At 53.2% G+C, this 24,703-nt stretch carries 19 protein-coding genes; 12 read left to right on the top strand and 7 right to left on the bottom strand.

What is annotated here, in order from left to right:
- Positions 1-220 precede the first annotated feature (220 nt).
- Positions 221-1,225, top strand: a complete 1,005-nt coding sequence (gene meaB / locus Pla144_RS02615; protein ID WP_231936129.1) for a methylmalonyl Co-A mutase-associated GTPase MeaB — start codon at positions 221-223, stop codon at positions 1,223-1,225.
- A 1,248-nt stretch (positions 1,226-2,473) separates the two neighbouring features.
- On the opposite strand, the gene accC is transcribed toward meaB, so the two are convergent.
- Positions 2,474-4,459, bottom strand: a complete 1,986-nt coding sequence (gene accC / locus Pla144_RS02610) for an acetyl-CoA carboxylase biotin carboxylase subunit (protein WP_146447755.1) — start codon at positions 4,457-4,459, stop codon at positions 2,474-2,476.
- Between the two features lie 21 nt (positions 4,460-4,480).
- Positions 4,481-6,013 carry an acyl-CoA carboxylase subunit beta gene (locus Pla144_RS02605; protein ID WP_146447754.1) on the bottom strand — a complete coding sequence of 511 codons (1,533 nt, stop codon included), beginning with the start codon at positions 6,011-6,013 and terminating at the stop codon, positions 4,481-4,483.
- Positions 6,014-6,330: 317 nt separating this feature from the next.
- On the opposite strand from Pla144_RS02605, the gene Pla144_RS02600 reads away from it, so the two are divergent.
- The 8 genes from Pla144_RS02600 to Pla144_RS02565 all read left to right on the top strand — a co-directional run bounded on the left by Pla144_RS02600 (position 6,331) and on the right by Pla144_RS02565 (position 12,202).
- The gene (locus tag Pla144_RS02600) at positions 6,331-6,765 is read left to right on the top strand and encodes a hypothetical protein (RefSeq protein WP_146447753.1); all 435 of its coding nucleotides are present in this window, start codon (positions 6,331-6,333) and stop codon (positions 6,763-6,765) included.
- A gap of 106 nt (positions 6,766-6,871) precedes the next feature.
- A complete protein-coding gene (locus Pla144_RS02595; RefSeq protein ID WP_197530338.1) occupies positions 6,872-7,687 on the top strand; it encodes an SDR family NAD(P)-dependent oxidoreductase in 816 nt (271 codons plus the stop codon).
- 40 nt (positions 7,688-7,727) lie between these two features.
- Positions 7,728-8,231, top strand: coding sequence for a polyhydroxyalkanoate synthesis regulator DNA-binding domain-containing protein (locus Pla144_RS02590; protein ID WP_146447751.1), 504 nt, complete (start codon positions 7,728-7,730; stop codon positions 8,229-8,231).
- Between the two features lie 98 nt (positions 8,232-8,329).
- The gene (locus Pla144_RS02585) at positions 8,330-8,536 is read left to right on the top strand and encodes a dodecin family protein (RefSeq protein ID WP_146447750.1); all 207 of its coding nucleotides are present in this window, start codon (positions 8,330-8,332) and stop codon (positions 8,534-8,536) included.
- A 37-nt stretch (positions 8,537-8,573) separates the two neighbouring features.
- Entirely contained in the window at positions 8,574-10,127 is a 1,554-nt protein-coding gene (locus Pla144_RS02580) for an acyl-CoA carboxylase subunit beta (protein WP_146447749.1), read from the top strand.
- A 36-nt stretch (positions 10,128-10,163) separates the two neighbouring features.
- Positions 10,164-10,559 (top strand): biotin/lipoyl-containing protein, encoded by a 396-nt coding sequence (locus Pla144_RS02575; RefSeq protein ID WP_146447748.1) that lies wholly within the window; start codon positions 10,164-10,166, stop codon positions 10,557-10,559.
- 54 nt (positions 10,560-10,613) lie between these two features.
- Positions 10,614-11,009 carry an OadG family protein gene (locus tag Pla144_RS02570; protein ID WP_146447747.1) on the top strand — a complete coding sequence of 132 codons (396 nt, stop codon included), beginning with the start codon at positions 10,614-10,616 and terminating at the stop codon, positions 11,007-11,009.
- 44 nt (positions 11,010-11,053) lie between these two features.
- Positions 11,054-12,202: a sodium ion-translocating decarboxylase subunit beta gene (locus tag Pla144_RS02565; protein WP_197530337.1), complete on the top strand. Its 1,149-nt coding sequence runs from the start codon at positions 11,054-11,056 to the stop codon at positions 12,200-12,202.
- Positions 12,203-12,413: 211 nt separating this feature from the next.
- Here Pla144_RS02565 and Pla144_RS02560 read toward each other — a convergent pair whose 3' ends face one another.
- The 5 genes from Pla144_RS02560 to Pla144_RS02540 form a co-directional block, all read right to left on the bottom strand.
- The gene (locus Pla144_RS02560) at positions 12,414-13,865 is read right to left on the bottom strand and encodes a glycoside hydrolase family 130 protein (protein ID WP_146447746.1); all 1,452 of its coding nucleotides are present in this window, start codon (positions 13,863-13,865) and stop codon (positions 12,414-12,416) included.
- Positions 13,855-16,182: a glycosyltransferase family 4 protein gene (locus Pla144_RS02555; protein WP_146447745.1), complete on the bottom strand. Its 2,328-nt coding sequence runs from the start codon at positions 16,180-16,182 to the stop codon at positions 13,855-13,857. The genes Pla144_RS02560 and Pla144_RS02555 overlap by 11 nt, the downstream gene beginning before the upstream one ends.
- 447 nt (positions 16,183-16,629) lie before the next feature.
- Positions 16,630-16,827: a hypothetical protein gene (locus tag Pla144_RS02550; protein WP_146447744.1), complete on the bottom strand. Its 198-nt coding sequence runs from the start codon at positions 16,825-16,827 to the stop codon at positions 16,630-16,632.
- A gap of 56 nt (positions 16,828-16,883) precedes the next feature.
- A complete protein-coding gene (locus Pla144_RS02545; protein ID WP_146447743.1) occupies positions 16,884-17,153 on the bottom strand; it encodes a hypothetical protein in 270 nt (89 codons plus the stop codon).
- 459 nt (positions 17,154-17,612) lie between these two features.
- Positions 17,613-18,122 carry a hypothetical protein gene (locus Pla144_RS02540; protein WP_146447742.1) on the bottom strand — a complete coding sequence of 170 codons (510 nt, stop codon included), beginning with the start codon at positions 18,120-18,122 and terminating at the stop codon, positions 17,613-17,615.
- A 1,763-nt stretch (positions 18,123-19,885) separates the two neighbouring features.
- On the opposite strand from Pla144_RS02540, the gene Pla144_RS02535 reads away from it, so the two are divergent.
- From Pla144_RS02535 to Pla144_RS02525, 3 genes are read left to right on the top strand one after another with little or no spacing between them, the layout of a single operon-like run.
- Positions 19,886-20,482 (top strand): sigma-70 family RNA polymerase sigma factor, encoded by a 597-nt coding sequence (locus tag Pla144_RS02535; protein ID WP_146447741.1) that lies wholly within the window; start codon positions 19,886-19,888, stop codon positions 20,480-20,482.
- 5 nt (positions 20,483-20,487) lie between these two features.
- Positions 20,488-23,541, top strand: a complete 3,054-nt coding sequence (locus Pla144_RS02530) for a serine/threonine-protein kinase (protein ID WP_146447740.1) — start codon at positions 20,488-20,490, stop codon at positions 23,539-23,541.
- Positions 23,538-24,464: a DUF1559 family PulG-like putative transporter gene (locus Pla144_RS02525; protein ID WP_146447739.1), complete on the top strand. Its 927-nt coding sequence runs from the start codon at positions 23,538-23,540 to the stop codon at positions 24,462-24,464. Before Pla144_RS02530 ends, Pla144_RS02525 begins: the two co-directional genes overlap by 4 nt.
- Positions 24,465-24,703: the final 239 nt, after the last annotated feature.

Raw genomic sequence — 24,703 nt, 5'->3', positions numbered from 1 at the left:
AAGGCGAGCGGCAGGTGAAAGTGTACCTAACGTAGCATGGGCACTCCTGCCTGTGTCCGATCCAACGGCCAGGAGTGGCCGTTCTATAGTTATTATCACACTTGCCGCTTGCCTAACTACGAGATCCCGTCGGCAACTCAAGAATTCATTCTCGGGACTTTTTGTTTTTTTTGTAGCTAATTTGGATTTCTTGCTCAGCACAGAAGGAAAACCTCTCGATTTGTCTTCGCCTCGGAAAACACTTTCGATCGACGAGTACTTCACTGGAGTGCGTTCTGGTGATACTGCCGTCTTGGCTCGCGCACTCACGCTCGTTGAATCGAGTAACCCCCAGCATCAGCTAGAAGCCGAGGAACTACTCACTCAACTCATGCCGTTCACCGGCAAAGCCATTCGCGTCGGCATCACCGGCACACCTGGCGCAGGCAAAAGCACCTTTATCGAAGCGTTAGGACTGCAACTGGTCCGCGCAGGTCATCGAGTGGCTGTGCTTGCCATCGATCCCTCGAGTGGCATTACCGGTGGCAGCATCCTCGGCGACAAGACCCGCATGCCCAACCTAGCAGCTGAGCCAAGCGCCTACATCCGTCCCACCGCTTCTTCTGGAACTCTGGGAGGTGCCGCCCGTTGCACCCGCGAGAGCATGCTCGTCTGCGAAGCCGCCGGCTACGACATCGTCCTGATCGAAACCGTCGGCGTGGGCCAATCGGAATCCTACGTCTCCCACATGACCGACTGCCTGGTAGCCCTCGTCTCCCCCGCTGCCGGAGATGAACTGCAAGGCATCAAGCGCGGCCTGCTCGAAGTGGTCGACCTGCTCGTAGTCAACAAAGCCGACGGCGAACTGCGCACAGCGTGCGAGGTCGCCGCCCGCCAATACCGCAACGCCCTGGAAACAATCACCGGTAGCCACGCCCAGCACGAATCCAAAGTCTACACAGCCAGCGCACTGGAAAACGAAGGAGTCGACAAAGTCTGGACTGCAGTAGAACAACACTACAATCGCATGCAGGCCAACGGCACGTTGACAACTCGCCGCCAAAACCAAAACCGCCATTGGCTCTGGGCCATCGTCGAAGAGCGCTTGCGCCAGTCCATCTACACTCACCCTGCTGTCAAAGCGATCCGCCCTCAACTAGAACAAGAAGTTCTCACAGGAGCCATCTCCGTAGAATCCGCCGCGCGGAGAATCCTCGATGCCTACGACTTGGGCTGCGAGCTTTAATCTCATCTCTGCACGCTAACTGCGACTCGCAGCGGAGCGCGATATTCCTCTCCACCCCGCCACTCACACCTCCCCCCTCGTCACCACCAATCATCTCCCAGGGTGCGCTACGCGACCCAGGGCTGTGGAATGTAACACCTTGGGTAACGTTTCGATGCGTAAGCCAATGCAGATGGGTGAACCTGCGGGTCGACATATTTGCGAAGCGCTGAGAATCCCTTAGCCAGCAGAACCACCCATCCTACCCTCTGCGATTCCACGGTAAGAAACCCCCCAGTCCCCAGCCCCCGCATCCCAGCCCCTTCTTCTCTGACTAGCGCCTAGCAACCAGCGCCTCGCGCCTACTTCCCAGGTGGTCAAAAATAGTCTCTAAACTCTGCCCCCTGATTCCTTATAATGACAATCGCAAAGCACAGGTTTTCACTCCAGCCAATGAACTGAGAAGTTCGCACCGGTTCAGATGCAGCGGACCAATCGACAGTTCCATCAGTTGGCCAGAGGACGACCGGTGCTGCGCGAAGTTTGTTCGATGTCTGCGCTTGGGGCGCCCCATTTTCCATCGAGAGCAATTCCAAAAATAGATTTCGCCACAGAGATCCCAGCGCTGCCCCTAGCCGCAACCTAAACAGGGAACAGGAAGATGGGTGACGTGTCAGATGTTTATGGAAGAAGTAGAACGCGGATAGACGCTGATTGGGCGGATTTGCGCGGATCAGATTGATTGTCTCGGTACGAATCAGCGAAAATCTGCTGAATCCGCGTTTGTCCGCGTCTAATTTCCCCCTCTCTTTAATTCTTATTGAAATCGATTTAGCCACCGAGCACTCAGAGAACACTGAGAGCAGGTTACGAACTTCAACCTTCCTCTGTGAACTCCGTGTTCTCGGTGGCTTTGTTATTCCCCCCTGTCATCAGGCAGGCCGGGGCTATCTGTTATGGAAGGAGAAGAGAGGCGAGAACACCCAGGCCGTGCGGCATAGGAGACGAGCGAGGGGTTTTGTTTCAAAAACTCCGGTCCGCCGACGGTGTCGCATTTTACGTAAGCCTGGGCTCGCCAACGAGTTGAAGCGATCCGCGCCGACGAAAAGTGGGGGGGTTATTTAATAAAAAAAAGATCCGATAAAAAAATGACAGTCAACCATGGGGAGGGTTGCCTTCGTCCGTCCGGTAACTCGCGTTCGCGGATATCAGAGATGATCTGAACCTATGGAGGAAGAGCACCCAGTTACGAGACGAATAATAGCTACTCTACTCAAACTCGAGAATTACTTGATCGACCGCCAACGTTTCACCAACCGTTGCCACGATGTTTGCTACCTTTCCGTCGCGTTCGGCGCGGAGTACGTTTTCCATTTTCATTGCCTCGACCACTGCCAGGTCTTGGCCTGCTTTCACTTCTTCACCGACTTCCACTCTCATACTCGCGAGCATGCCAGGCATCGGCGACAACAGGAGCTTGCTCAGGTCCGGCGGTTCTTTGACGGGCATCAGGGAGAGCAACTCGGCGGCCCGGGCAGAAAGGGCCAGCATGTCTACTTGAGTACCCCAGTGGAAGAGACGATAGAGGAGATGTCGTCGTTCCACTTGAACACAGACCTCTTCTCCATCGATGCTACCACGGAACAAGGGCTGGCCAAACTCCCAGTTGCTTTCGACATGGTACGTCAGGTCGGCATAAGTCACATCGTATCCCCGCTCGGCCGGGCAAACCGTGACTGGATGATGTTCGTTACCAAACACGATCACCCATCGTTGATCCACCTGGGGTTCATAGCCAGGCAATTGGCCACTAATTTGAGCAGCCCGCTCGCGATAGCGCCGATGGATCACTCCGCATACGGTGATCAGCAGAGCGGGATCATCATGCACTACATTCGTGGCGTCGAAGCCGTCCGGGTATTCCTCGGCAATCAGGTTGGTGCTCAACTGCCCCTTGGCAAATCTCGGATGATTTACAAGGGCTCCCAGGAAACTGATATTATGTGCGACCCCTCGGATCGTGAACTCATTGAGTGCCCTGCGCATGCGCTGGATACTTTCCTCACGATCCGCACCATAGGTAATCAACTTGGCGATCATCGGATCGTAATGGATCGAGACTTCTCCCCCCTCGTAGACTCCGGTATCAACACGCACATTATCCGATTCCGCGGGAGGTGCATAGCGCACCAAGCGTCCGACAGAGGGCAAGAAGTTGCGGAAGGGATCTTCAGCATAAATGCGGGCCTCAATGGCCCAACCTGAGAGTTTTACGTCAGTTTGAGAGAACTGCAGCGACTCACCTGCCGCAATGCGGATCATCAACTCGACCAAGTCCAGGCCGGTCACAAACTCCGTCACGGGGTGCTCGACCTGGAGTCGCGTGTTCATTTCCAGGAAATAGAAATTGCGTTCCGCATCGACAATGAATTCTACGGTCCCTGCCGAGTGGTATTGTACTGCACGGGCCAATGCCACGGCCTGCTCTCCCATGAGGGCGCGGGTTTTCTTGTCAATGAACGGCGAGGGGGCTTCTTCGATAATCTTTTGGTGCCGCCGTTGCAAAGAGCACTCACGTTCACCCAGAAAAACGATGTTGCCGTGGGTGTCCCCCAAGACCTGGATCTCGATGTGGCGAGGTTGTTCGATGAATTTCTCGATGAAGATGCGATCATCACCAAAGCTGGAGCGGGATTCATTGCTAGCGCGCTCAAAGCCTTCCCGGCACTCTTCATCATTGAAGGCAACCCGCATCCCTTTGCCGCCACCACCGGCACTCGCCTTGAGCATGACTGGATAGCCAATTTCCTTCGCGATCTTTACCGCCATGGCTCCGTCGCGGATGACTTCCGTGGAACCGGGAACCGTATTGACCCCCGCCTCCTGGGCCAGTCGCTTCGAGGTAATCTTGTCACCCATCGACGTAATGGCATGAATTCCGGGCCCAATAAAAGCAATACCGGCGAGATCAAGCTGCTTGGCAAACTCGGCATTCTCAGAGAGGAACCCGTAGCCCGGGTGAACGGCGTCCGCACCTGTTGTTCTGCATGCCTCCAAGATTCGATCGATGACCAGATAACTTTGTGAGGAAGGTGCCGGACCAATACAGACCGCCTCGTCAGCAAGCGCAACATGCAGCGCGTCCTTGTCTGCTTCCGAGTAGACGGCAACGGTGGCAATGCCCATTTTCCGAGCGGATTTAATCACCCGACAGGCAATCTCACCTCGGTTGGCAATCAATATCTTCTTGAACATTCGAAATTCCTTTGACTTGCCTTACAGCGGGATGTTTCCATGCTTCCGCCACGGGTTCTCCAACTTCTTATTGCGCAGTAGCGCAAGTGACCGGCAGATTCGTTTGCGTGTCTGGCTGGGCATTATCACGTCGTCGATAAATCCACGTCGTCCGGCAACGAACGGGTTGGCAAAGCGTTCTCGATATTCGTTGGTCAGTTCTTCTATCCGCGCTTCATCACCTCGTTCTTTACGAAAGATGATCTCCACGGCTCCCTTGGGTCCCATCACGGCTATTTCTGCGCTGGGCCAGGCTAGATTGACGTCTCCCCGCAAGTGCTTCGATGCCATCACGTCGTAGGCACCTCCGTACGCTTTGCGTGTGATCAACGTAATCTTGGGGACCGTCGCCTCGGCGAATGCATACAGTAATTTTGCACCGTGCTTAATAATGCCACCGAACTCTTGGGAAGTGCCGGGCATGAAGCCGGGGACATCTACCAGGGTGATGATGGGTATACTAAAACAGTCGCAAAACCTCACGAAGCGAGCGGCTTTGATAGACGACTTTATATCCAAACACCCTGCCAAAACCATCGGTTGATTGGCAACAATCCCGACAGGGTAGCCTTCCATCCGCGCAAAACCAATGACCATGTTCTTGGCATATTCTGGCTGAATCTCAAAGAAGTCTGTATCATCGACGATCTTGAGAATCAATTCCTTCATGTCGTAGGATTTCGTGGGACTATCAGGTACGAGCGTATCGAGCGAAGGTTCGGTGCGATCCGCATTGTCTGGCGTGGGGCGATAGGGCGGAGCAACTCGGTTGTTCGCCGGCAGATAATTGATCAATCGCCGGATCATCAGCAAGGCATCGATATCATCTTCAAACGCTCGATCTGCAACGCCCGATTTCGTTGAGTGTGTGACTGCTCCACCCAATTCTTCGTGGGTAACTGTTTCATGCGTGACCGTCTTCACGACCTCAGGACCTGTGACGTACATGTACGAACTGTCTTTGACCATAAAAATAAAATCAGTCATCGCCGGTGAATAAACGGCACCCCCTGCACACGGTCCCATGATGAGCGAAATCTGGGGGATGACCCCTGAAGCCAACACGTTGCGTTGAAAAACATCTGCGTAGCCCCCTAGCGATGCAACGCCTTCTTGAATTCTGGCACCACCGGAATCGTTGATCCCGATCACCGGGGCACCCACTTTCATGGCATGATCCATTACCTTGCAGATCTTTTCAGCATGTGCCTCGGAGAGTGAGCCGCCAAATACCGTGAAGTCTTGGCTAAAGACGAATACCATCCGGCCGTTGATTGTGCCGTAACCCGTCACTACTCCATCCCCCGGTATGCTCTGGTCTTTCATGCCAAAATCTGAGCAACGGTGTTCGACGAACATGTCCCACTCTTCAAAGGACCCGGAGTCCATCAAGAGCTCAATCCGTTCGCGGGCAGTCAGTTTTCCCTTCGCGTGCTGGGCCTCGATGCGGCGTAGGCCCCCTCCCAATTCGGCGGCAGCTCGCTTTTCTGCTAATTTACGGACAATTTCTTGCATGGCACTTTATCCTTCGTTTATTCGATCCCGTCTATTAGCGACTGAATTCAGACCTGCCACCCTTGTATTGTATTCGACTAATGTTGCATATGCGAGACCGCTTGCTGTATTAGCGGCACTTTTTTCATATCACGAACAAGAATTCGCCTTAAAGTGCATTACATCAAGTACTTACATAAATTGCTGCATTTGCGTTATTTTCTATTGACTTCCTCTCCATGTTGACGAACAATAACGATAGAGACGCACATTCACCAGGTGTCCAGGAAGGGCGTAAACCTTCCCCCAACACACCTGAACATAAGGAGACCCAAGTCATGACAGAAACTATGACAGGAAGCCCCGTATTTGAGGAGGTCTTTCAGAACATCCGCAAGGCTGCCGAGGCGAATCTCAAGATGCAGCAGGAAGTCTACAGCCAATGGGCCAGCATGTGGCCTGGCGCTCCAACGCCCCAAACAGCAGTGCTCAATCAGATGCAAGGATTTCGCAAGCAATGGGTTGATACGATTTCGACTCTGGCGCGCAAGCATCGTGATGTGGTCGAGCGACAATACCAGGCAGCGATTGAATCCCTGGACGCAGCGCTGAGCATCACGGATGCCAGTACGCCAGAGGAGTTCCGTCGGCGGTCTGAGCAACTTTGCCGCAAGACTCTCGATTGCATGAAAGAGATGACCGAATCGCAGATTCGCGAATTCCAAGAGGCGATTACCAAGTGGACCGACCTGTTTGCCAAAGCCGGAACTTGAGTGGGCTTTGCAACCCAAGTGATGTTGCTTTTGTGACTCATGGGGATCCGAAGACAGGACCCCCATGAGTGGTGTTCAGTCTAATTTTTTCCTGGCGAGTGCTATCATGAAAATCAACGATCGAGTGGCGTTAGTAACGGGAGCAGGCAGTGGAATAGGAGCTGCGGTCTCGTTGGAGTTGGCCAAGCGCGGAGCGCGCACGGTGGTGTTGGTCGATAGACGAGATCAAGTCTATGAGTTAGCTGATTCCATCAACTCGGAAGTGGGGAGACAAGTCGCTGAGGTTAAAGTAGGCGACACCACCAACGACACCTTTCGAACGCAAGTATATGAAGATGTGATGGAGCGGCATGGAGTCGTTTCGATATGCGTGCCGGCGGCAGGCATCACCCGTGATGCCCTGGCGGTGAAGCTAGATAAGCAGACGGGCCGGGCTGAGCCTTATTCCGTCAAGTCCTTCCGGGAAGTCACGGAAGTCAATTTGATTGCCCCAATTTATTGGGCTATCGAAATGGTAGCGAAACTCGCCGAGAATCGTTGGCAAAAAGGGCTCAAACAGTGGCAACCTGAAGAAGAGGTCCAAGGGACCATCATGTTCATCGGCTCGGTCTCCTCCCAGGGGAACAAGGGCCAGATCTCATATGCTGCGACAAAGGCAGGCCTAGAAGGTGCAGCTGCTACCTTGACCAAAGAGGCCATGTACTATGGCGTCCGCTGTGGGATAATCCATCCTGGCTTTACCGATACGCCTATGCTCCGAAGCCTGGGTGAAGAATACATCGCAAAATATGTGTTACCCTATACCCAATTGCGTCGCCTGATACGTCCTGACGAAATCGCCGATGCAATTTGCTTCATGATTTCCAATTCGGCAGTCAGCGGGCAACTCTGGGCAGATGCCGGTTGGCATCCCCAGGCTTAGTCACTAACTGCCATTTAAGTTTTCATGAGAAAAGTGCGTAATGCCCGACGAAGTCATTCAAATCAAGCGCTATCCGAATCGACGTTTCTATTCTCGCAATGACAGCAAGTATGTCTCTTTGCAAGACATCGAAAAGCTCATTAGGGAGGGTAATACCATTGAAATAAGCGATAGTCAATCTGGAGAATCTCTCACACGTAGCGTGCTCGCGCAGATTATTCTCGACCGCCAGCCTGAAAATATCGCCTTATTTCCGGTGGATATGTTACACAGCATCGTCCGCTCGAACGAAATGGTTACCGAATTCCTGAGAGATTATTTCCAACATTCGTTGACTTACCTCGACTATCTCCAGCGTCATAGTGCAAGTGCGAAAGATTTGGTGAACCCAATGCATTGGGCTAAGGCCTGGATGGATGGGTTTAAGCCTGCAAACGGGTCCCCCCAGAAGCCTCGGGATGAGAAAGCACAACTGGCTGAGCGCATTGAAGAACTCGAAGATCGTATCAAGCAATTGGAATCCAAAGAGAATTTGGATGTCTGAAGGATGTGCGTCCCTTGAATGAGGTTCCAGTGAGGTGCTAGAGTACTGCTGTTCAGTCGCTTTCATGAACTCTCAATCAGCTATGGAGTACAGTCTTTATGAGTCTTTACAAGGTAATCGAAATTGTCGGAACCAGCGAGGTCTCCTGGGATGATGCCGCGAAGAATGGAATCGAGATCGCACGTCGAACGCTGCGTGATTTACGCATCGCTGAGGTGACCAAGATGGATCTCAAGCTCGAAGATGGAAAAATCCAGTATCGCACCAGGCTCAGTTTGTCTTTCAAGTACATTGATGAAGGATGATGCGGCATTCAGACCACATCAAGCGTGAAAATACCCTATGAGTATCCGTAAGGAATTATTGGACTCCCTTACCGAGCACCGAGAAGCTGCCTTGCAAGGTGGGGGGCAGGGCAGGCGCGATAAACAGCACGCCCGAGGGCAACTCTCTGCGCGCGAGCGTCTAGACTGCCTATTTGATGGTGAAACATTCCAGGAATGGGGGATGCACGTCGAACATGCATGTCATGATTTTGGCATGGAGAAGACGAAACTTCCTTGTGATGGGGTAATCACTGGCGTTGGACATGTAGACGGTCAGCCCGTTGCCTCGTTCAGCCAAGATTTCACCGTCGGTGGCGGTGCTCTGGGTCAACGGCATGCCAAAAAGATTAGCGATGTCATGGATTATGCCCTCGAATGTGGCATGCCCTTCGTCGCGATTAACGATTCGGGTGGAGCCCGGATCCAAGAGGCCGTGGAATCGCTCTCTGGTTACGGGCAAGTCTTTTATCGCAACGTGATGCTTTCAGGTTCCGTTCCCCAGATCGCAATTATTGCGGGCAACTGCGCGGGTGGGGCGGCCTACTCCCCCGCCCTCATGGATTTCTTAATCATGACGCGCGAGAACGCCAACATGTTCATCTGCGGTCCCCAAGTAATCAAAGCGGTTACGGGGGTCGATGCCACGATGGAGGAGATCGGCGGTGCGGTAGCCAACGCGAGCATCAGCGGGAATGTGCATTTTGTTGCCGACAATGATGAGCATGCGATCCAAATCGCTAAAGATTTGCTTTCGTATTTGCCTCCCAACAACATGCAGGACCCTCCACATCGACCGACAGCAGATATCTCACTCGAACCCGATGGGGTTTTAAACGATCTGGTTCCCGAAGACGCCAAAGCCCCGCTCGATATGCAGGCCATCATTGATCGACTGGTGGATGGGAGTCAGTTCCTGGAAGTCCATCGGGATTTTGCCAGTAATTTGATAGTTGGATTTGGCCGCATCGATGGCATGGTAGTTGGCGTGATTGCCAATCAGCCGAATGTCAAAGCAGGCTCACTGGATATAGATGCATCGGACAAGGGCGCTCGCTTTATTCGCTTTTGCAACGCATTCAATGTCCCTCTGCTTACCTTGGTTGATATCCCTGGTTTCTTGCCAGGCGTGGGACAAGAACGAGGAGGCATTATCCGTCACGGTGCAAAGATGCTCTTCGCTTACGCCTCTGCAACCGTCCCCAAGATCACGGTTATCATCCGTAAGGCTTATGGAGGATCTTACCTTGCCATGTGTAGCCGAGATCTGCGTGCCGATATTGTGCTCGCTTGGCCAACTGCTGAAATCGCAGTGATGGGTGCAGAAGGGGCCGTCAACGTTTTGTATCGCAAGGAGCTTGAAGCGGCTGAAGACAAACCGGCCCTGCGCAAGCAGCTCATCGATGAGTATCAAGAGAAATTTGCATCTCCGTATATGGCCGCAGCTCACGGCATGATTACCGACGTGATTGAACCTTCGCAAACCCGCTCTCTAGTGTCGCTGGCTTTACGTAATACAATCACAAAACGCGCTATCCGGCCACCAAAGAAACATGGCTTGATACCCCTCTAAAGCACCCAATTGAACCGCGAGTCGAAAAAATCTAGCATGAAAAAACTCAGAATCACGGTAGGCAAGAAGACCTACGATGTAACAGTTGAGGTGCTGGGGGAAGAAGTTTCTGCCAACCCTCTTCCTGGCCCGCATTCTCAAGCAGCAACCAGATCCCCCCAGGCCTCTCACGAACCTGCCGCGGCATCTGCCGCCCCGCAACCCGCCGCCAGTCATTCGGCGGGAGCCGTGGTGAGCCCTATGGCTGGCCTGATCAAAGGGATTCTCGTCAAGCAAGGAGACGAAGTAACCGCCGGAACGGTATTGATCGTCTTGGAAGCAATGAAGATGGACAACAAAATAACCGCCTCTTCGTCGGGAACGGTCGCCTCGATCAGTGTTCAAGAAGGCGACAATGTTCAGGAAGGGCAAGAATTGCTCGCTATGGAATAGCATTCTGAATCCCTGATTCACCGACTCTTAGCCGACAGTTCGCAGAAGATACGCATGATAAGCTCGTTTTTACATCCCCTGACACTCGGCATCTCGCTCAACTTCAGCCTTGAGCCGCTCTGGCATGATACGGGCATCCCACTGGCGCTGATGGGAATGTTTATTGTTTTCTTCGCGCTGATTTTTATCAGCATGTTTATTTCAAGACTACCTCATATCATGGCAGTTTTGGACAAATACTTACCCCAAGCAGAACAACTCCTAAATCCACCGAAACCACGTGAAGGGGAGATATCTGATGAAGTAATTGCCGTCATTGCCGCGGCAGTCTCCGAGGCCTTGGGAAAGCCCCATCGCATCATCCATACTCGCGAGCTCACGAGCCGCGACATGGCTTGGCCACAGCAAGGGCGCTGGCAAATCCAAACTTCCCACATTCCACAAAAATAAGTTTTAGAACAGAGAGTTTCTGGCATTGATCGGAGCCATCATCCATGGAGTTTGTTGAATACTTGAGCTCCAAAGCAGCACAGCTCTACCAAACGACTGCTTTCCCAGGCATGCATGTTGGTAACGTTGCGATGATCGTGATTGGCCTCTTGTTTGTGTATCTGGCCATTGCCAAACACTACGAGCCGCTATTGCTCATTCCCATTGGTTTTGGAATCGTGGTAGGTAATATTCCTGTTGTCGAGGGCATGAGTCTGGGGGTCTACGACGAGGGGAGTGTGCTGCGGTATCTCTACTTCGGTGTTGAGAAAGGTGTCTATCCACCGCTCATATTTCTGGGGATCGGGGCGATGACCGATTTCTCAACTATGCTCTCCAACCCCAAGCTTGTGCTGCTGGGAGCTGCGGCTCAAGTCGGGGTATTTCTGACGTTCTTGGGTGCACTCTGCCTTGGGTTCACTCCTCAGGAAGCAGGTGCCGTAGGAATCATTGGCGGTGCCGACGGACCCACAGCGATTTTTCTATCCTCGAAACTGGCCCCCTCGCTCTTGGGCGCGATCGCAATCGCGGCCTACTCCTACATGGCCCTCGTACCAGTGATCCAACCGCCGATCATGTACCTTCTGACATCTCGGGAAGAACGACTCATCAAAATGAAGCGTCCTCGCCATGTCTCTCGGCGCGAGCGGATTATTTTTCCGATTGCTGCTTTCTTAATCTGCACATTGCTGGCTCCCGGAGCCTTGGTGCTGATTGGCATGCTCTTCTTTGGCAACTTACTCAAGGAATGCACCGTTACCGAACGCTTGGCCAACACGGCTCGCACAGTGTTCATCGACATTGTGACGATCCTGCTGGGTTTCTGCGTCGGTTGCAGTACGAGTGCTGATCATTTTCTGCAGCCCACCTCGATATTAATCTTTGTACTCGGAGCAGTCTCCTTCGCCGTGGCAACCGGGGGTGGCATTCTATTTGCCAAGTTCATGAACCTGTTTCTCCACGAACCGATCAACCCACTTCTGGGAGCTGCGGGAGTTTCTGCCGTACCTGATTCCGCCCGGGTCGTGCATGTAATCGGATTGAACGAGGACCCTCAAAACCATCTGCTCATGCATGCCATGGCACCGAACGTGGCTGGAGTAATCGGCTCGGCCATCGCAGCAGGTGTGTTGTGGTCGCAACTGGCAATGTAGTTGATTACTACGCATCATCCGCAGTGGACTATACGGCCAGAGGCCGTGCTGATCGAGGATTGAGTCAGTGCTGAGGGTAATGTTTTGAAAGCATGTCTTGGAACAACGTCGCCAAGGTCTGGGTTGGCAAGATCAGTAATAGCACAAGTGGCGGCCCAATTTTTGCAAGAAAAGTTGGACGAAGCGAAAATTCCCAATTCAAAAAATATCCTTACACTGGTTCCATAGCTGCTAGCAATTCATCAAGTGGGACGGTTCCAAAAGTGGTGGCATAGTCGGACATCGCATATGGAACGATCAATTGGCCATTGTGTACCACGGCCCCGCAACTATAGACAACGTTGGGGACATACCCTTCACGTTCATTTTCATTCGGTGTCACGAGGGGTTGTTTCAGTCGTCCGATTAAGCGAGACGGGTCGTCGAGGTCTACCAAAAAAGCTCCAATCGAGTATTTTCGCATGGGGCCTACCCCATGGCTGAGCACCAGCCACCCAACATCGGTTTCGATGGGCGAGCCGCAATTTCCCACCTGCACAAACTCCCAAGGAAAGGTAGGTTTCAAGAGGATCTCTTTGGAGTACCAGAAGTGGAGCATGTCCGAATACATCAGGAACAGGTTTTCACCATCCTGCCGAGAGAGCATGGCATAATGTCCGTTTAACTTCCGGGGAAAGAGCGCGAGACCCTTGTCGGCAATTTCTGGTCCATTGAGGGTATGCATCTTGAAGTGGAGGAAGTCGTCCGTCTCCAGCAACTGCGGGAGTACCATTTTGCCGTCGTAGGCGCTGTAGGTTGCGTAGTAGTGCGTTGAGCCGTCTTCTTCTTGAAACTCCACAAAGCGGGCATCTTCGATTCCGTTGGATTCCGTGGGCCCAAAGGGGAATATCAATCGCTCCGAGAGGCCGTGCTCTGGACTGTAAGTGAGCTCATAGTTGGACTTCGCCAGCATGATGATTGATTTGAAGAATAACGTTAGCGACTCTTTTTGATCACGATTTTCGCGGATAGTGATTTGGATCGTGGCTTCCAATTGCTTTAGGGTAAAATTCTCCTCAAGGCGTGAGAGCACATGTTCGGCAAAGCTGTTTGCCAGTCCAAGTTCGATTAGCTTCCGTTGGAAAAGAGCTTTCTCGTATAAAGAATCTGGAACCGCATCAGGAGTTGTCACAAAACGAGTTGCGTCATCAATTCTGATCGCATTTGAATTGTCCACCACGCCGGAGCGAAAAGTAATGGAAGAAATGTGGCCTTCACCAGTCGCTCGGAGACTTAGTGCAAATCGTTTAGATCCCTCTGGTAGATTAGTCTGATCAGGATGCCAAACGATCGACGGATTAAATAGTGCGGCCGATTCGAGTGCGTATTCTTGAGTGAAGTAGGCACCAATCAAGATACGACGATTTTCACTCAATGTTGTGTCGGTGAGTACGTAGCTTCGTACCGCCTCATATCGCCTGAGGAAGAACTCTCGTGGTTTTTGATGGCGGCCATTGAATTCTTCGAAAACGTTTTCTAGGAGCCGATCTACTTCCGCTTCCGAGAGCATGGCGATGCGGGCAATAATTTTCAGCTTGCGCTGATCCCCGGGGGGGGTAAAGTTGCGGAGGACTACGCGCCGACTGTTCGGTGCAAGTACAATCCCAGTTCGTTCAAGTTGCATGTACTAAGCCCAATCGGGTTACTTTTTCTGTAGTCGATTTCAATACCGTCGACAACGACGGTTGGAAAACTGCTACCGAGCTTTCCAGGAGTTCCATCTCAGAGAGTGAAAGCAGGAAAGCTAAAGTCGACTCGGCACCCTGGTTTTCATTGAGTCGATTCTCTTGTAGACCGTCGTGGCAGCCTCCAGTTCCTGTGTCGTAGAGAGGTTGCCCTAGATCATTCCGACCCAGGAACCAGTCGAAAGCGAGGTGAGCTTGGTCACTCCAAAAGTGGTCGTCGTCCGCATTTCGAGCTTCGATCGCAGCCGAAACCATCGCATGAGCTTCGATCGGTTGCTGGTCGAACTCCGCCGCTGGTTTGCCTCGTGGTGAGAATCCATTGCTGCCAATTGGGCGGAAACGACTGAGCGGTGATAGTTGCTTCTCTGCAAGCCAGCGGAGCGACTTGAGTCCGATTTCGAGGGCACGCTCGTTGCCTCCCCACCTACCGCTGAGAATCAGTGCTTGTGAGAGTCTGGCATTGTTATAGGAGGCTATCTCCTCAAACCACGGCCAATCGTCGGTAGCGACGTTTTCGTACAATCCGATTAGTTTATTGGTCAAGATTTCTCGCATTTGATTGACCAGTCGATCTCCACTAAGTCGGCGGAAATATTCATGGATGCCAATAAGAGCGAGGGCCCAAGTTCGTGGGGAAGTCGTTTCCGCGCATGCTGGCAATGCTCGTTCAAATAGTTGGACCGCCCAGGCTTGGAGGTTCCTCCGCTGCGACCGGCCGATGCAAGTTCCCAGCGCCCAGATCGCTCTGCCTTGTGAATCGTCCGAACCGTCTTTCTCGAGCCATTTGCGGTCGTAACTCATGAAGTTGCGAAATCTTCCCGTCTCCGAATCAAACGCATAGTTGAGGAAGGCGGCGTAGGTGGAAGCACACTGATGCACTTCTCGCGAATCTTTGCCCAGTTCTTCGAGCAACACTGTTAGAATCAACGCTCTGGCATTGTCGTCAGTGCAATAGCCTTCTTGATTGTTTGGAATTGAATAACATGCATGCTGCAAGATCCCGGTCGAATCTGTCATTCGTAGAAGGTGGTCTAGATTTAAGCTCGGCATTGCCAGTGGTTGTTCTTCTAAGGTTCGAACTGCCAACGGCTTGGGAACTTGTGTAGGACTACGACGAGCGACCTGGAATGAATTGAGGTACAGTCCGGCAACGTGACTCCAGACCATCTCGCGACCCAACAAATAGGCACGCTTTCTCATCGCGTGTCGACGCTGATCGTCGCCTAGTAACGAAATCATCTCTCGAGCAATCGCAGGAGAGTCAGCAAACGGTACGAGTACTCCACGATCGTCATCCAAGAGTTCTTCGGCATGCCAATACGGTGTTGAGATTACAGCCTGGCCGCAGCCAAACGCGTAGGCAAGCGTACCAGAAACGGCCTGGGCTTCATTCAAATAGGGTGTGATATACAAATCAGCTGCACCAATGAAATCGGTCAACTCGTGCAATTCGACAAAGCGATTGTAAAAGCTGACGTGCTTCTGGATCCCCAGTTCTTTGGCCATTCGCTCCAGGCTTATCCGATAGGTTTCGCCTTCGGTTCGAACAAGACTCGGATGGGTGGCTCCTAGAATGATATACATGAAATTGGGAAATTCTCGAATTACCTCGGGCAGTGCTTTCAAGACGCATTCAATGCCCTTGTTTGGTGAGAGCAGGCCAAATGTCAGACCAACGGATTTCCCTTCAACTCCAAATTGATCTTTGTAGAAATTCGGATCGGCGAAGGGACGATCTGGAATGCCATGCACTATAAGATCGATTTTTTTCTCAGGCACTTTGTAAACCTCGCGAAGCATAGAGCGACTTCGCTCGGTCATTACAACCAGACGTGCGGAGAGATGGATCAATTGGTCCATAACACGTTTTTGGTTGTCACTGGGGTGCGGCAGTACCGTATGGAGCGTGGTTACAACGGGTCGCCTAAGGTCGCGCAAAAACGCCAAGATATGCCCACCAGCAGGGCCTCCATAGATACCGAATTCATGCTGCAAAGAAACGACATCGACGTCACTGAAATTGAGGAAATCAGCAGCACGACGGTAGGACCCCAGGTCTTGTTCAGTGATCTGGAAGCGAACTTCTGGAGGATATTCGTAGCTGTCCGCAATGTCATCTACCGGAACTACGATGCATTCAGAGGGTGCGTAGAGAGCTACTGCACTTCGGAGATCGTGAGTGAAGGTTGCGATGCCGCACTTGCGAGGTAGATAGTCACCAACAAACGCGATTTTTCGTAGGTCTGTATAAGCCATGCGGGGACTCCTTGAGAGTGTATGGCATTCTGTATGGGGAGAAAGATCATTCTAAGGCCTCAATTAATTCACTTTGTGAGAACTCTGCAAATACAATACAGGTATCAGCGGCACCGTATTGCAACCGTAGCGAATCTCCTGATTCCAGGTGCTTCGGCCGCAAGACAACTTGTTCGCTCAGTCGTCGCATCATTCGAGTAAAGCACCAGAAATAGCTACTGTTTAGGTAGCGTTCTTGACCAAATCAACTCTTGCCCTTCTATCGGCAGCCAATTGCAGCCGCCGCGGTTCGTCCGCTTGCGAGACCGAGCACTGAGGATGGACGCCGGTCGGTGAGTACGATGAATGACCACAAACCGGACATGTTTTTGCTTTGGATGGACTCGCGAGCGGGTGTGGTTTCTTATTGTTCATGGATGTTCCTGGATGCTGGAAAATATTTGTACTTCAACGCTTTTTCTTCGAAATCGCAGGTTGATTTAGGTGGCGTAGTTCATCGATCTCAGTCGCAAAGCGCAATCGCAATGGACTTTCCGATGGCAACTGCCCTACCAGTGACTCAGCTTTAACCAGCAATTGTGTGGTAATAGACTGCCCCTCAAAAAGCTGCCGCCACTCTCGCGTGGCATCACTCTCATTCATCATCAGTTGTTCTCCTGGGTTGCTAAGGATCGTGGTAATGCTTTTCGAATTGAATGGGCTTACGTTGACGAGTCGGGACGATTTTTCTCTGGAACTCCTCCCTCGGGGTATGCTTCGTCGCGCGGGTTGCTCGAGTCGGCCCGATTGGAACTGCGCTGCATTCTGACGAGCTTTCTGCGCGCTTCAGTTCTAACTTGTTCCGACGCACCAGGCATCTCTAACACCTTTTGGAGGTCCTCAACGGCCTGCACTCCGCACGACGTGGCACAGTAAACCAGTGCTCGATTGTAGAGAGCCATTGTACGAATACTGGCGGGCGCATCTGCCATTTCAATCACGCTCGTGTAATCAGCGACCGCCAATACATTCTTGCTTAGTCTTGCATGCAATATTCCGCGACGGTAAAGCCATGATGCGCGAAATTTTGAGAAGAGCGGTGATTCTAGTAACTTGAACTGCATTATTTTTGAACTTCAGGTAGCTAAACTCTCATCCTTGCGTCGCGCTATCGGAGTTCCACTCCAGGAATTGCGGACAACAGGCCTACTAATTTACGGTGCGAGAGTTGAGAGCCATACGCGATCCAAAAGATGCACTGGGGCGGATTCCAGCTGCTCTGCATCGGGTTACTCGTTTTAAAGACAAAAGCATTGCTCAAACTCAGGAGAACCTCACGAGCGAATTCAATGCTATCGACACGGATGCGGCAGGCGAATCCTTCGTCTTTGAGCGAAACTGCGAATGGTTTTAAGAGCGACGTGGGAATTGATCCTTCACAAGCTTCAACGCTAAGCAGTCGATCGCTCTGCGCGTCCTGCCTGTAGTTCTTTAGATCTTACTGATACCGGTCGGAACGGCATTCCTTCTGCCAGCTCATAGCGTTCGGCTCGGACAAACCACAGAGCCAATCCACCCGAGTTGTGGGCCGGAACATGCGCAGTCGCATCAGCGCGAACTCCTAGGGAGCCTTTTTTACCAGTTTTCTTCCAACCGCGGCGTTGCATGATTATGCGAACTAGGACGCCAATCGCTTGCCGCAATCGTTGAGTTCGTTGTGCATGGATTTCCGAGAGAAACTGATTGATGGCTGGTAGAGATTCAAGTTCGCGGACCACACCCGCCATGGGGGCGCGATCGTGGTGAACTTCGGATTCTTCCATGCGTCGTTGCCGATTCTCATCACTAAAAAAGGCGAGCATTTCTTCGAAGGGCTGATCCGGGTCATTTAGTACATCAGCAAAGGTTCTTCCCTGACGGTCTGCGAGGAACTCATCCCGGGTAATAGTGACTTTTGACATATATATAGGTCTCGCCGAGGTTGTGTGTGCAAATAGTGTTCTTGCAGCTACATATATTGTAGCTGCAAAAGGTGGTTGTTCAATGGGTTCCGTGGCGATTTGCAGCGATTTTGGTTAGATGGCCACTCAGTTACAACGATATTTCAGGCTCGAATACACAGAGAAGCGTGCCCACAACAACCGAGGATTTGCAAATTGTTGAGTCATATCACCAGCGGAGGGCCACAGCAGAGGGGCCAGGGGAGAGATAGTATGGGTCGGCGCCCCCGACCCTTACCCTGGAGCCTGATCTCACTCTCAACGCGCTGGTAATTCGCGCCACCAAACGCCTTCAGCCCTTGTGGTGGTCATAGCCATCAACTCATGCTTCATCCAGAGTTTTGAAACGACTCGATGATCCAACGCACGTACTATTTTTCATCGGAACTTTTTTTTATTAAATAACCCCCCCACTTTTCGTCGGCGCGGATCGCTTCAACTCGTTGGCGAGCCAAGGCTTACGTAAAATGCGACACCGTCGGTGGACCGGAGTTTTTAAAACAAAACCCCTCGCTCGTCTCCTATGCCGCACGGCCCGGGTGTCCTCGCCTCTCTTCTCCTTCCATAACAGATAGCCCCGGCCTGCCTGAGGACAGGGGGGGAATAACATGGCCAACGAGGACACAGAGTTCACAGAGGAAGGTTGAAGTTCGTAACCTTCTCTCGGTGTGCTCGGTGGCTAAATCTATCTCAACAAGAATCAAAGAGGGGGGGAAATTAGACGCGGACAAACGCGGATTCAGCAGATTTTCGCTGATTCGTACCGAGACAATCAATCTGATCCGCGCAAATCCGCCCAATCAGCGTCTATCCGCGTTCTACTTCTTCCATAAACATCTGACACGTCACCCATCTTCCTGTTCCCTGTTTAGGTTGCGGCTAGGGGCAGCGCTGGGATCTCTGTGGCGAAATCTATTTTTGGAATTGCTCTCGATGGAAAATGGGGCGCCCCAAGCGCAGACATCGAACAAACTTCGCGCAGCACCGGTCGTCCTCTGGCCAACTGATGGAACTGTCGATTGGTCCGCTGCATCTGAACCGGTGCGAACTTCTCAGTTCATTGGCTGGAGTGAAAACCTGTGCTTTGCGATTGTCATTATAAGGAATCAGGGGGCAGAGTTTAGAGACTATTTTTGACCACCTGGGAAGTAGGCGCGAGGCGCTGGTTGCTAGGCGCTAGTCAGAGAAGAAGGGGCTGGGATGCGGGGGCTGGGGACTGGGGGGTTTTTTCGGCGGAGGCGCAGGGTCGCAGAAGGGGGGGAAGTTTATGAGTGATGGATTGATCGAATTGCGAACTGTATCCCTACTTCCTCCTGGTCTCTGCCCTCTAACATCTAGCCTCTATTTGACTGGGGACTGGGGGGAGAGTTTTTACCGCGGAGGCGCGGAGACGTAAATCATTGCAAAGCAATGAATTATGGGGGAGGGGTTTTGAAAGGATGAGGAGGAAGCCGCGGCGGTCGTTTTGAGCGCAAACATGGATTTAATCCCTTCTGATGCGAAGATATTATTGCAAATCGACTTACGTGGATCGCATCAGCAACCCCACGATAAATCGGACCACTTAGGTGGGGGAAACCGCCGGGAATTGCCCCTCCGCGGCCTTTTCTAAGGCAAATTTTGCTTTTTTCGCCAAATCTGAGAGAATGTGCGACCAGATCTGAGACTCGGCTGCTGGTTTAGGGGTAGTGGAGAAACATCTCAACTCAGCACAGACTTTCCTCATGGACACCGACCAACTTCTCGACAGCGTTTGCCAAGGCCACTCGTCGGCCGTCGCAACCTTGTTGACGCGACACGAGCAGCGGCTGCGCCGGATGGTGAATCTCCGCATCGATCCACGGTTGGCCGCGCGACTTGATCCCTCCGACGTGGTGCAAGACACGCTTGCTGAGGCCCATCGACGGCTGCCTGGTTACGCGTCTGATCGCCAGATCCCTTTCTATCCCTGGCTCCGCGGAATAGCCTGGGACAAGTTGATCGCAATGACGCGGCGCCATATCGACGCGGAGTGTCGCAGTGTCCGCCGCGAGGCTAGCCCCCTTGAACTGTCAGGCGATTCACGAATGGTGCTGGTCGATCACATGTTGGCCACCGGTGCCACGGCTAGCGAGCAAGCACTCCGCCAAGAGGTGCGCGACCGTGTGCAACAAGCTCTCAGCGCCCTGCCACCGGCAGCCCATGAAGTGATCGTGCTGAAACATCTCGAAGAACTCAGTGTTCCAGAAATCGCCGCCGTGTTGGGTATCGATCAACAGGCCGTTTATTCCCGTTACCGTCGCGCAGTGCAACGTCTTCACCAACTGCTTAGCCACGACTGATTATTATGTCGTCTACTTGTTCACAATCTGAATCTTTGGTCGCTTCCTCCGAGCTAGATCGGTTGGTCATGCTCGTTTCGGAAAAACTGGCCAACACGGAATCGATCGACCTCGACGTACTCACGGCAGATTATCCAGAGGAGCGGGAACAACTGGAAAGGTTGCTTCCTACGCTGGAGGCGATGGCTAACCTCGACCACTCGATCGTCTCGGAATCCTTTACCCAGCCACATGCAGCTGCTGCCGGGCCTCCACGCGCTTCCTCGGGCATGCTCGGAGATTTTCGCATCCTGCATGAGCTAGGCCGTGGAGGAATGGGTGTTGTGTATGAGGCCGAGCAAATCTCGCTCGGTCGTCGCGTGGCGCTCAAAGTCTTGCCCCTCGCGGCGACGCTGAGTCCGCCACAACTCGAACGATTCAAAAACGAAGCCCGCGCCGCTGCCACGCTCAAGCATCCGCACATCGTCGGCGTCTACTCGGTCGGCGTCGAGCGCGGTGTGCATTACTACGCTATGGAACTGGTCGAAGGCCGTAGTTTGGCGCAAGCGATCCTCGAATTGAAGGAACGGGAGAGTGAAGAGGCTAGAGGTCAGAGGCTAGAGGTTAGTCGAGACACTGCAGCCGAGCAATCAGAAATCAGAAATCATCAATCCCAAATCGATACGGTGGCTGCGCTCTCAACCGTTCGGACAGAGAATCCCCAGGACTACTTCCGGCGTGTTGCGAAGTTGATCGCCGATGCCGCCGACGCGCTCGACTATGCCCACAATCAAGGGGTTGTCCACCGCGACATCAAACCGGCGAACTTGCTAATTGATCAGCAATCCCAGGTTTGGATCACCGATTTTGGCCTGGCACGCCTGGAAAGCGAGGCCGGCGTCACGCTCACCGGCGACATTCTGGGAACCTTGCGTTATATGAGCCCCGAACAGGCCGCCGGCAAGCCGGTGATGGTCGACTTCCGCACAGACATCCACGCCCTGGGAGCCACCCTGTTTGAACTGATTGCGTTGCGACCGGCGTTCGACTGTGAAGACCGCGCCAAATTGCTCCAGCAAATCTCTGACAAGGCACCCCCCGCGTTGCGGCAAGTCGACGCACGTGTTCCCACTGATCTGGAAACGATCGTGGCGAAGACGATGGAAAAAGAGCCTGCCGACCGGTATCAATCGGCTGGGGAGCTGGCCACTGATCTACGGGCGTTTGCCGAGGATCGCGCTATCGCTGCCAAGCCGCCGTCGCTAGCCAATCGCACACAGCGTTGGATGCGGCGTCATGTGGCGCTGGTCACGATGCTGCTCGGCGGCTCGCTCTTGGCGACAGTCCTGTTGGGGGTTGGGATGGCGGTCCTCAATCGGGCTCGCTCGCAAACTGCGATCGCCCTCGACGATGCGCAGGACAGTTTGCAATTCGCCCGGCTGGCTGTCGATCAAATGTACTCCGAGCTTGCCAGCGACTGGATCGCCGAGGATCGCGAGATCACGCCGACCCAGCGCGGCTTTTTGGAAAAAGCCCTCCGCATCTATCAGCGGCTCGCGGAAGAAGCCCGCGACGATCCCCAGTCGCAGTGGGAAGCAGGCACCTCGTATGGCCGCGTGGCACAGATTCAGCATAAGCTCGGCCAATACCGTCAGGCCAACAGTGCTTACAATCTCTCGATCAAGACTCATGAAGCGTTGCTCGATGCATTCGTCGACGATCCCGACCGCCGCGCGGAACTGGCCGCCAGTTATCAAGGGCTCGGCGCGCTGCATGCCGCTCACGAAAAACTCCCCAAGGCAGTTGCCGCGTGGGACAGCGCTCGCGAACTGCTGGAACCACTCACCCGCGATTATCCTAACGACGCCAACTATCGCCTGGCTATGGTGCAAAACAACCTCGACCGCGCTGCACTCGAGTTGCGCGAAGGGCGACTTGATCAGGCGGAGCAGCTCACACGCCAGGCAGTCGCTTTCTCTGAGGCGGCGTGGAAATCGGAGAGAAAGTCCTCCGATTACCAGCTGGCCTTCCAGCGGAGCCGTGTGGCGCTCTCGCGAGTACTGCGATTCCAAGGCAACTTGGACGAAGCCGAAAAACTGGCCAGCGATGCAGAGATTCGTTTGGCCTATCTGGCCAATGATTCGTTTGACTCGCGGCAACTCAAGCAGATCCAAGTCGCGGCGCTCATTGAGTTGGCCGACGTACAAATTGCACAGGAGCGGTGGGAGGCTGCCAATGAGATTCTCGGCCGCGCTCAGCAAAAAGCCCAGATCGCACTTCGCAGCGACGTGTCGCCTAACATGCTGATGACTTACGCCATCACCCACGAAGCTGAATGGGCACGGTATGCAGAGCCGGAAGCGTTTCGCCAATTTGTTGAGATTGAAATTCGCCGTGGCCGCACCCTGGGCGAGTTGAATCGTTTTTACGAATCTCAGCAAGTGCTCGCCGACGCTGTGCGCGCTGCCTATGTTCTGAGAAGCACGTATCCGCTTCCACGATTTGGAGTTGTCGAAGCCAACGCCCGCGCATGCCTGGCGGAGCTACTGCGGGATGCCAACCACGCCGAAGACGACGCTATGGCCATGTCGGCTGCCCGCACTTGGCAGCGACTACTGCGATACACTCCCAGCACCGCCACCACCCTCAGTGGCGTTCACACACAAGCTGATCTGGACTGGTTCCTCGAGCAATTTCCCGACGAGCGCGCTTCAGTCTACGACCAGCAGTTAGTTGAGGAACCTGCGCATTTCAATGAAGGCCTTGTTGTGATGAGTGTCGCCAACGGAGTCAGCTGGTATCGGGGTGGATCGTCTGCCGATGCCGTCAACTTTCTCGCCGACTTTGCTGAGGCTGATTCCGGCGCCGACAGCTACGGATGGTTCTATCTGGCAATGGCCTATCACCAAGCCGGTCAAAGCGAACAGGCGAGGAAGATGTATGAGCAGGCCACCAAGTGGCTTGAACAACACAATCCGAACAACGTCGAACTGGTTGCCCTGCGTGCGGAAGCAGCCCATCTGCTTGGATTGCAGCAACTGACGGCTGACAAATCCTTTGGCGAAAGGCTGCAGCCATGAACCGTTCGCGTCGAGGCTTTACGCTCACGGAATTACTCGTGGTATTTGGCATCATCGGCACCTTGACTAGCCTCCTGTTGCCAGCGATCCAGTCGGCGCGCGAAGCGGCCCGACGAACTCAGTGCCAAAGTCGACTAAAGCAATTAGGCATCGCGGCACATCAGTACCACGACAGCAATCGTCGACTACCGCCAGGTTACTTGGGTCCGGGCCAGCCAATCGAAGTGCCGCCTATACAAGAAAACCATCAATTCGTGGGTACTTTGCCCTATCTGTTGCCTCAGTTGGAACTCGGTCAGGTCGCCATGCGGATTGAAGTCGAGCTTGACCCTCAAAAAATCGGTGTCAATTGGTGGTTCGATGCGCCGACCTATGGCATCGCCCAGACTCAAATCCCGATGCTTCACTGTCCTTCGGCACCTCATGAGCCCGAGGATGCCATTCTATTGATTCATTATTACGACGTTTTCTTCGGTATGTACTTGCATGCTACAGCGCTGTCCAGAGGAGAGCCTGCCGATTTGCTTCTGGGCATGACCAATTACCACGGTTGTGCAGGGGCCTGGGGCACAACAGATACCAGTTGGGACGACTACCAGGGAGTGTTTACCGACCGGTCTAAAAACCAATTCACAAATGTTCTCGATGGCGCGAGCAGAACGCTCTTGTTTGGTGAGGGTTTGGGCATGTTTGGAGATGAGCAAGTCCCTTATGCCTGGATGGGCGCCGGCCCGCTTCATGTGGGTCAGGGCCTCAGCGACAGCCATCCATTGCATTTTGGGAGCAGACACCCAGGCATCGTCCAGTTTTGTTATGTCGACGGTTCGGTACATGGTGTGAGCAAGCAAATCGATCCCGATGTGCTGATTGCCATCGGCGGGATGTACGATGGTGAGATCGCCCCCGCATCTTCTGACTGGTGAGAACTTTCCTGCAGGCTAGGTAGAAAACAACGATGCTATTTAAGTTTCAAAAAATATCAGTGGCGATCCTGCTGTTCGTGGTCACCGGGTGCGAGTCAGAGAATGCGGTTGAGATTCCAAAAAATCCGGCTCCGCCACCATCAGCGCAACCCCGGTTGCTCGAGGGGGCTTCGGAAACCACACCTCGCGATCGGCAACCGACGCAAAAAGAGGAATAACGAACTCATGAACCATCGGTG

It is taken from the genome of Bythopirellula polymerisocia (assembly GCF_007860015.1).
Lineage (GTDB): Bacteria > Planctomycetota > Planctomycetia > Pirellulales > Lacipirellulaceae > Bythopirellula > Bythopirellula polymerisocia.
The sequence above is the reverse complement of the archived record's forward strand: the minus strand, read 5'-3'. Positions and strand labels throughout refer to the sequence as shown.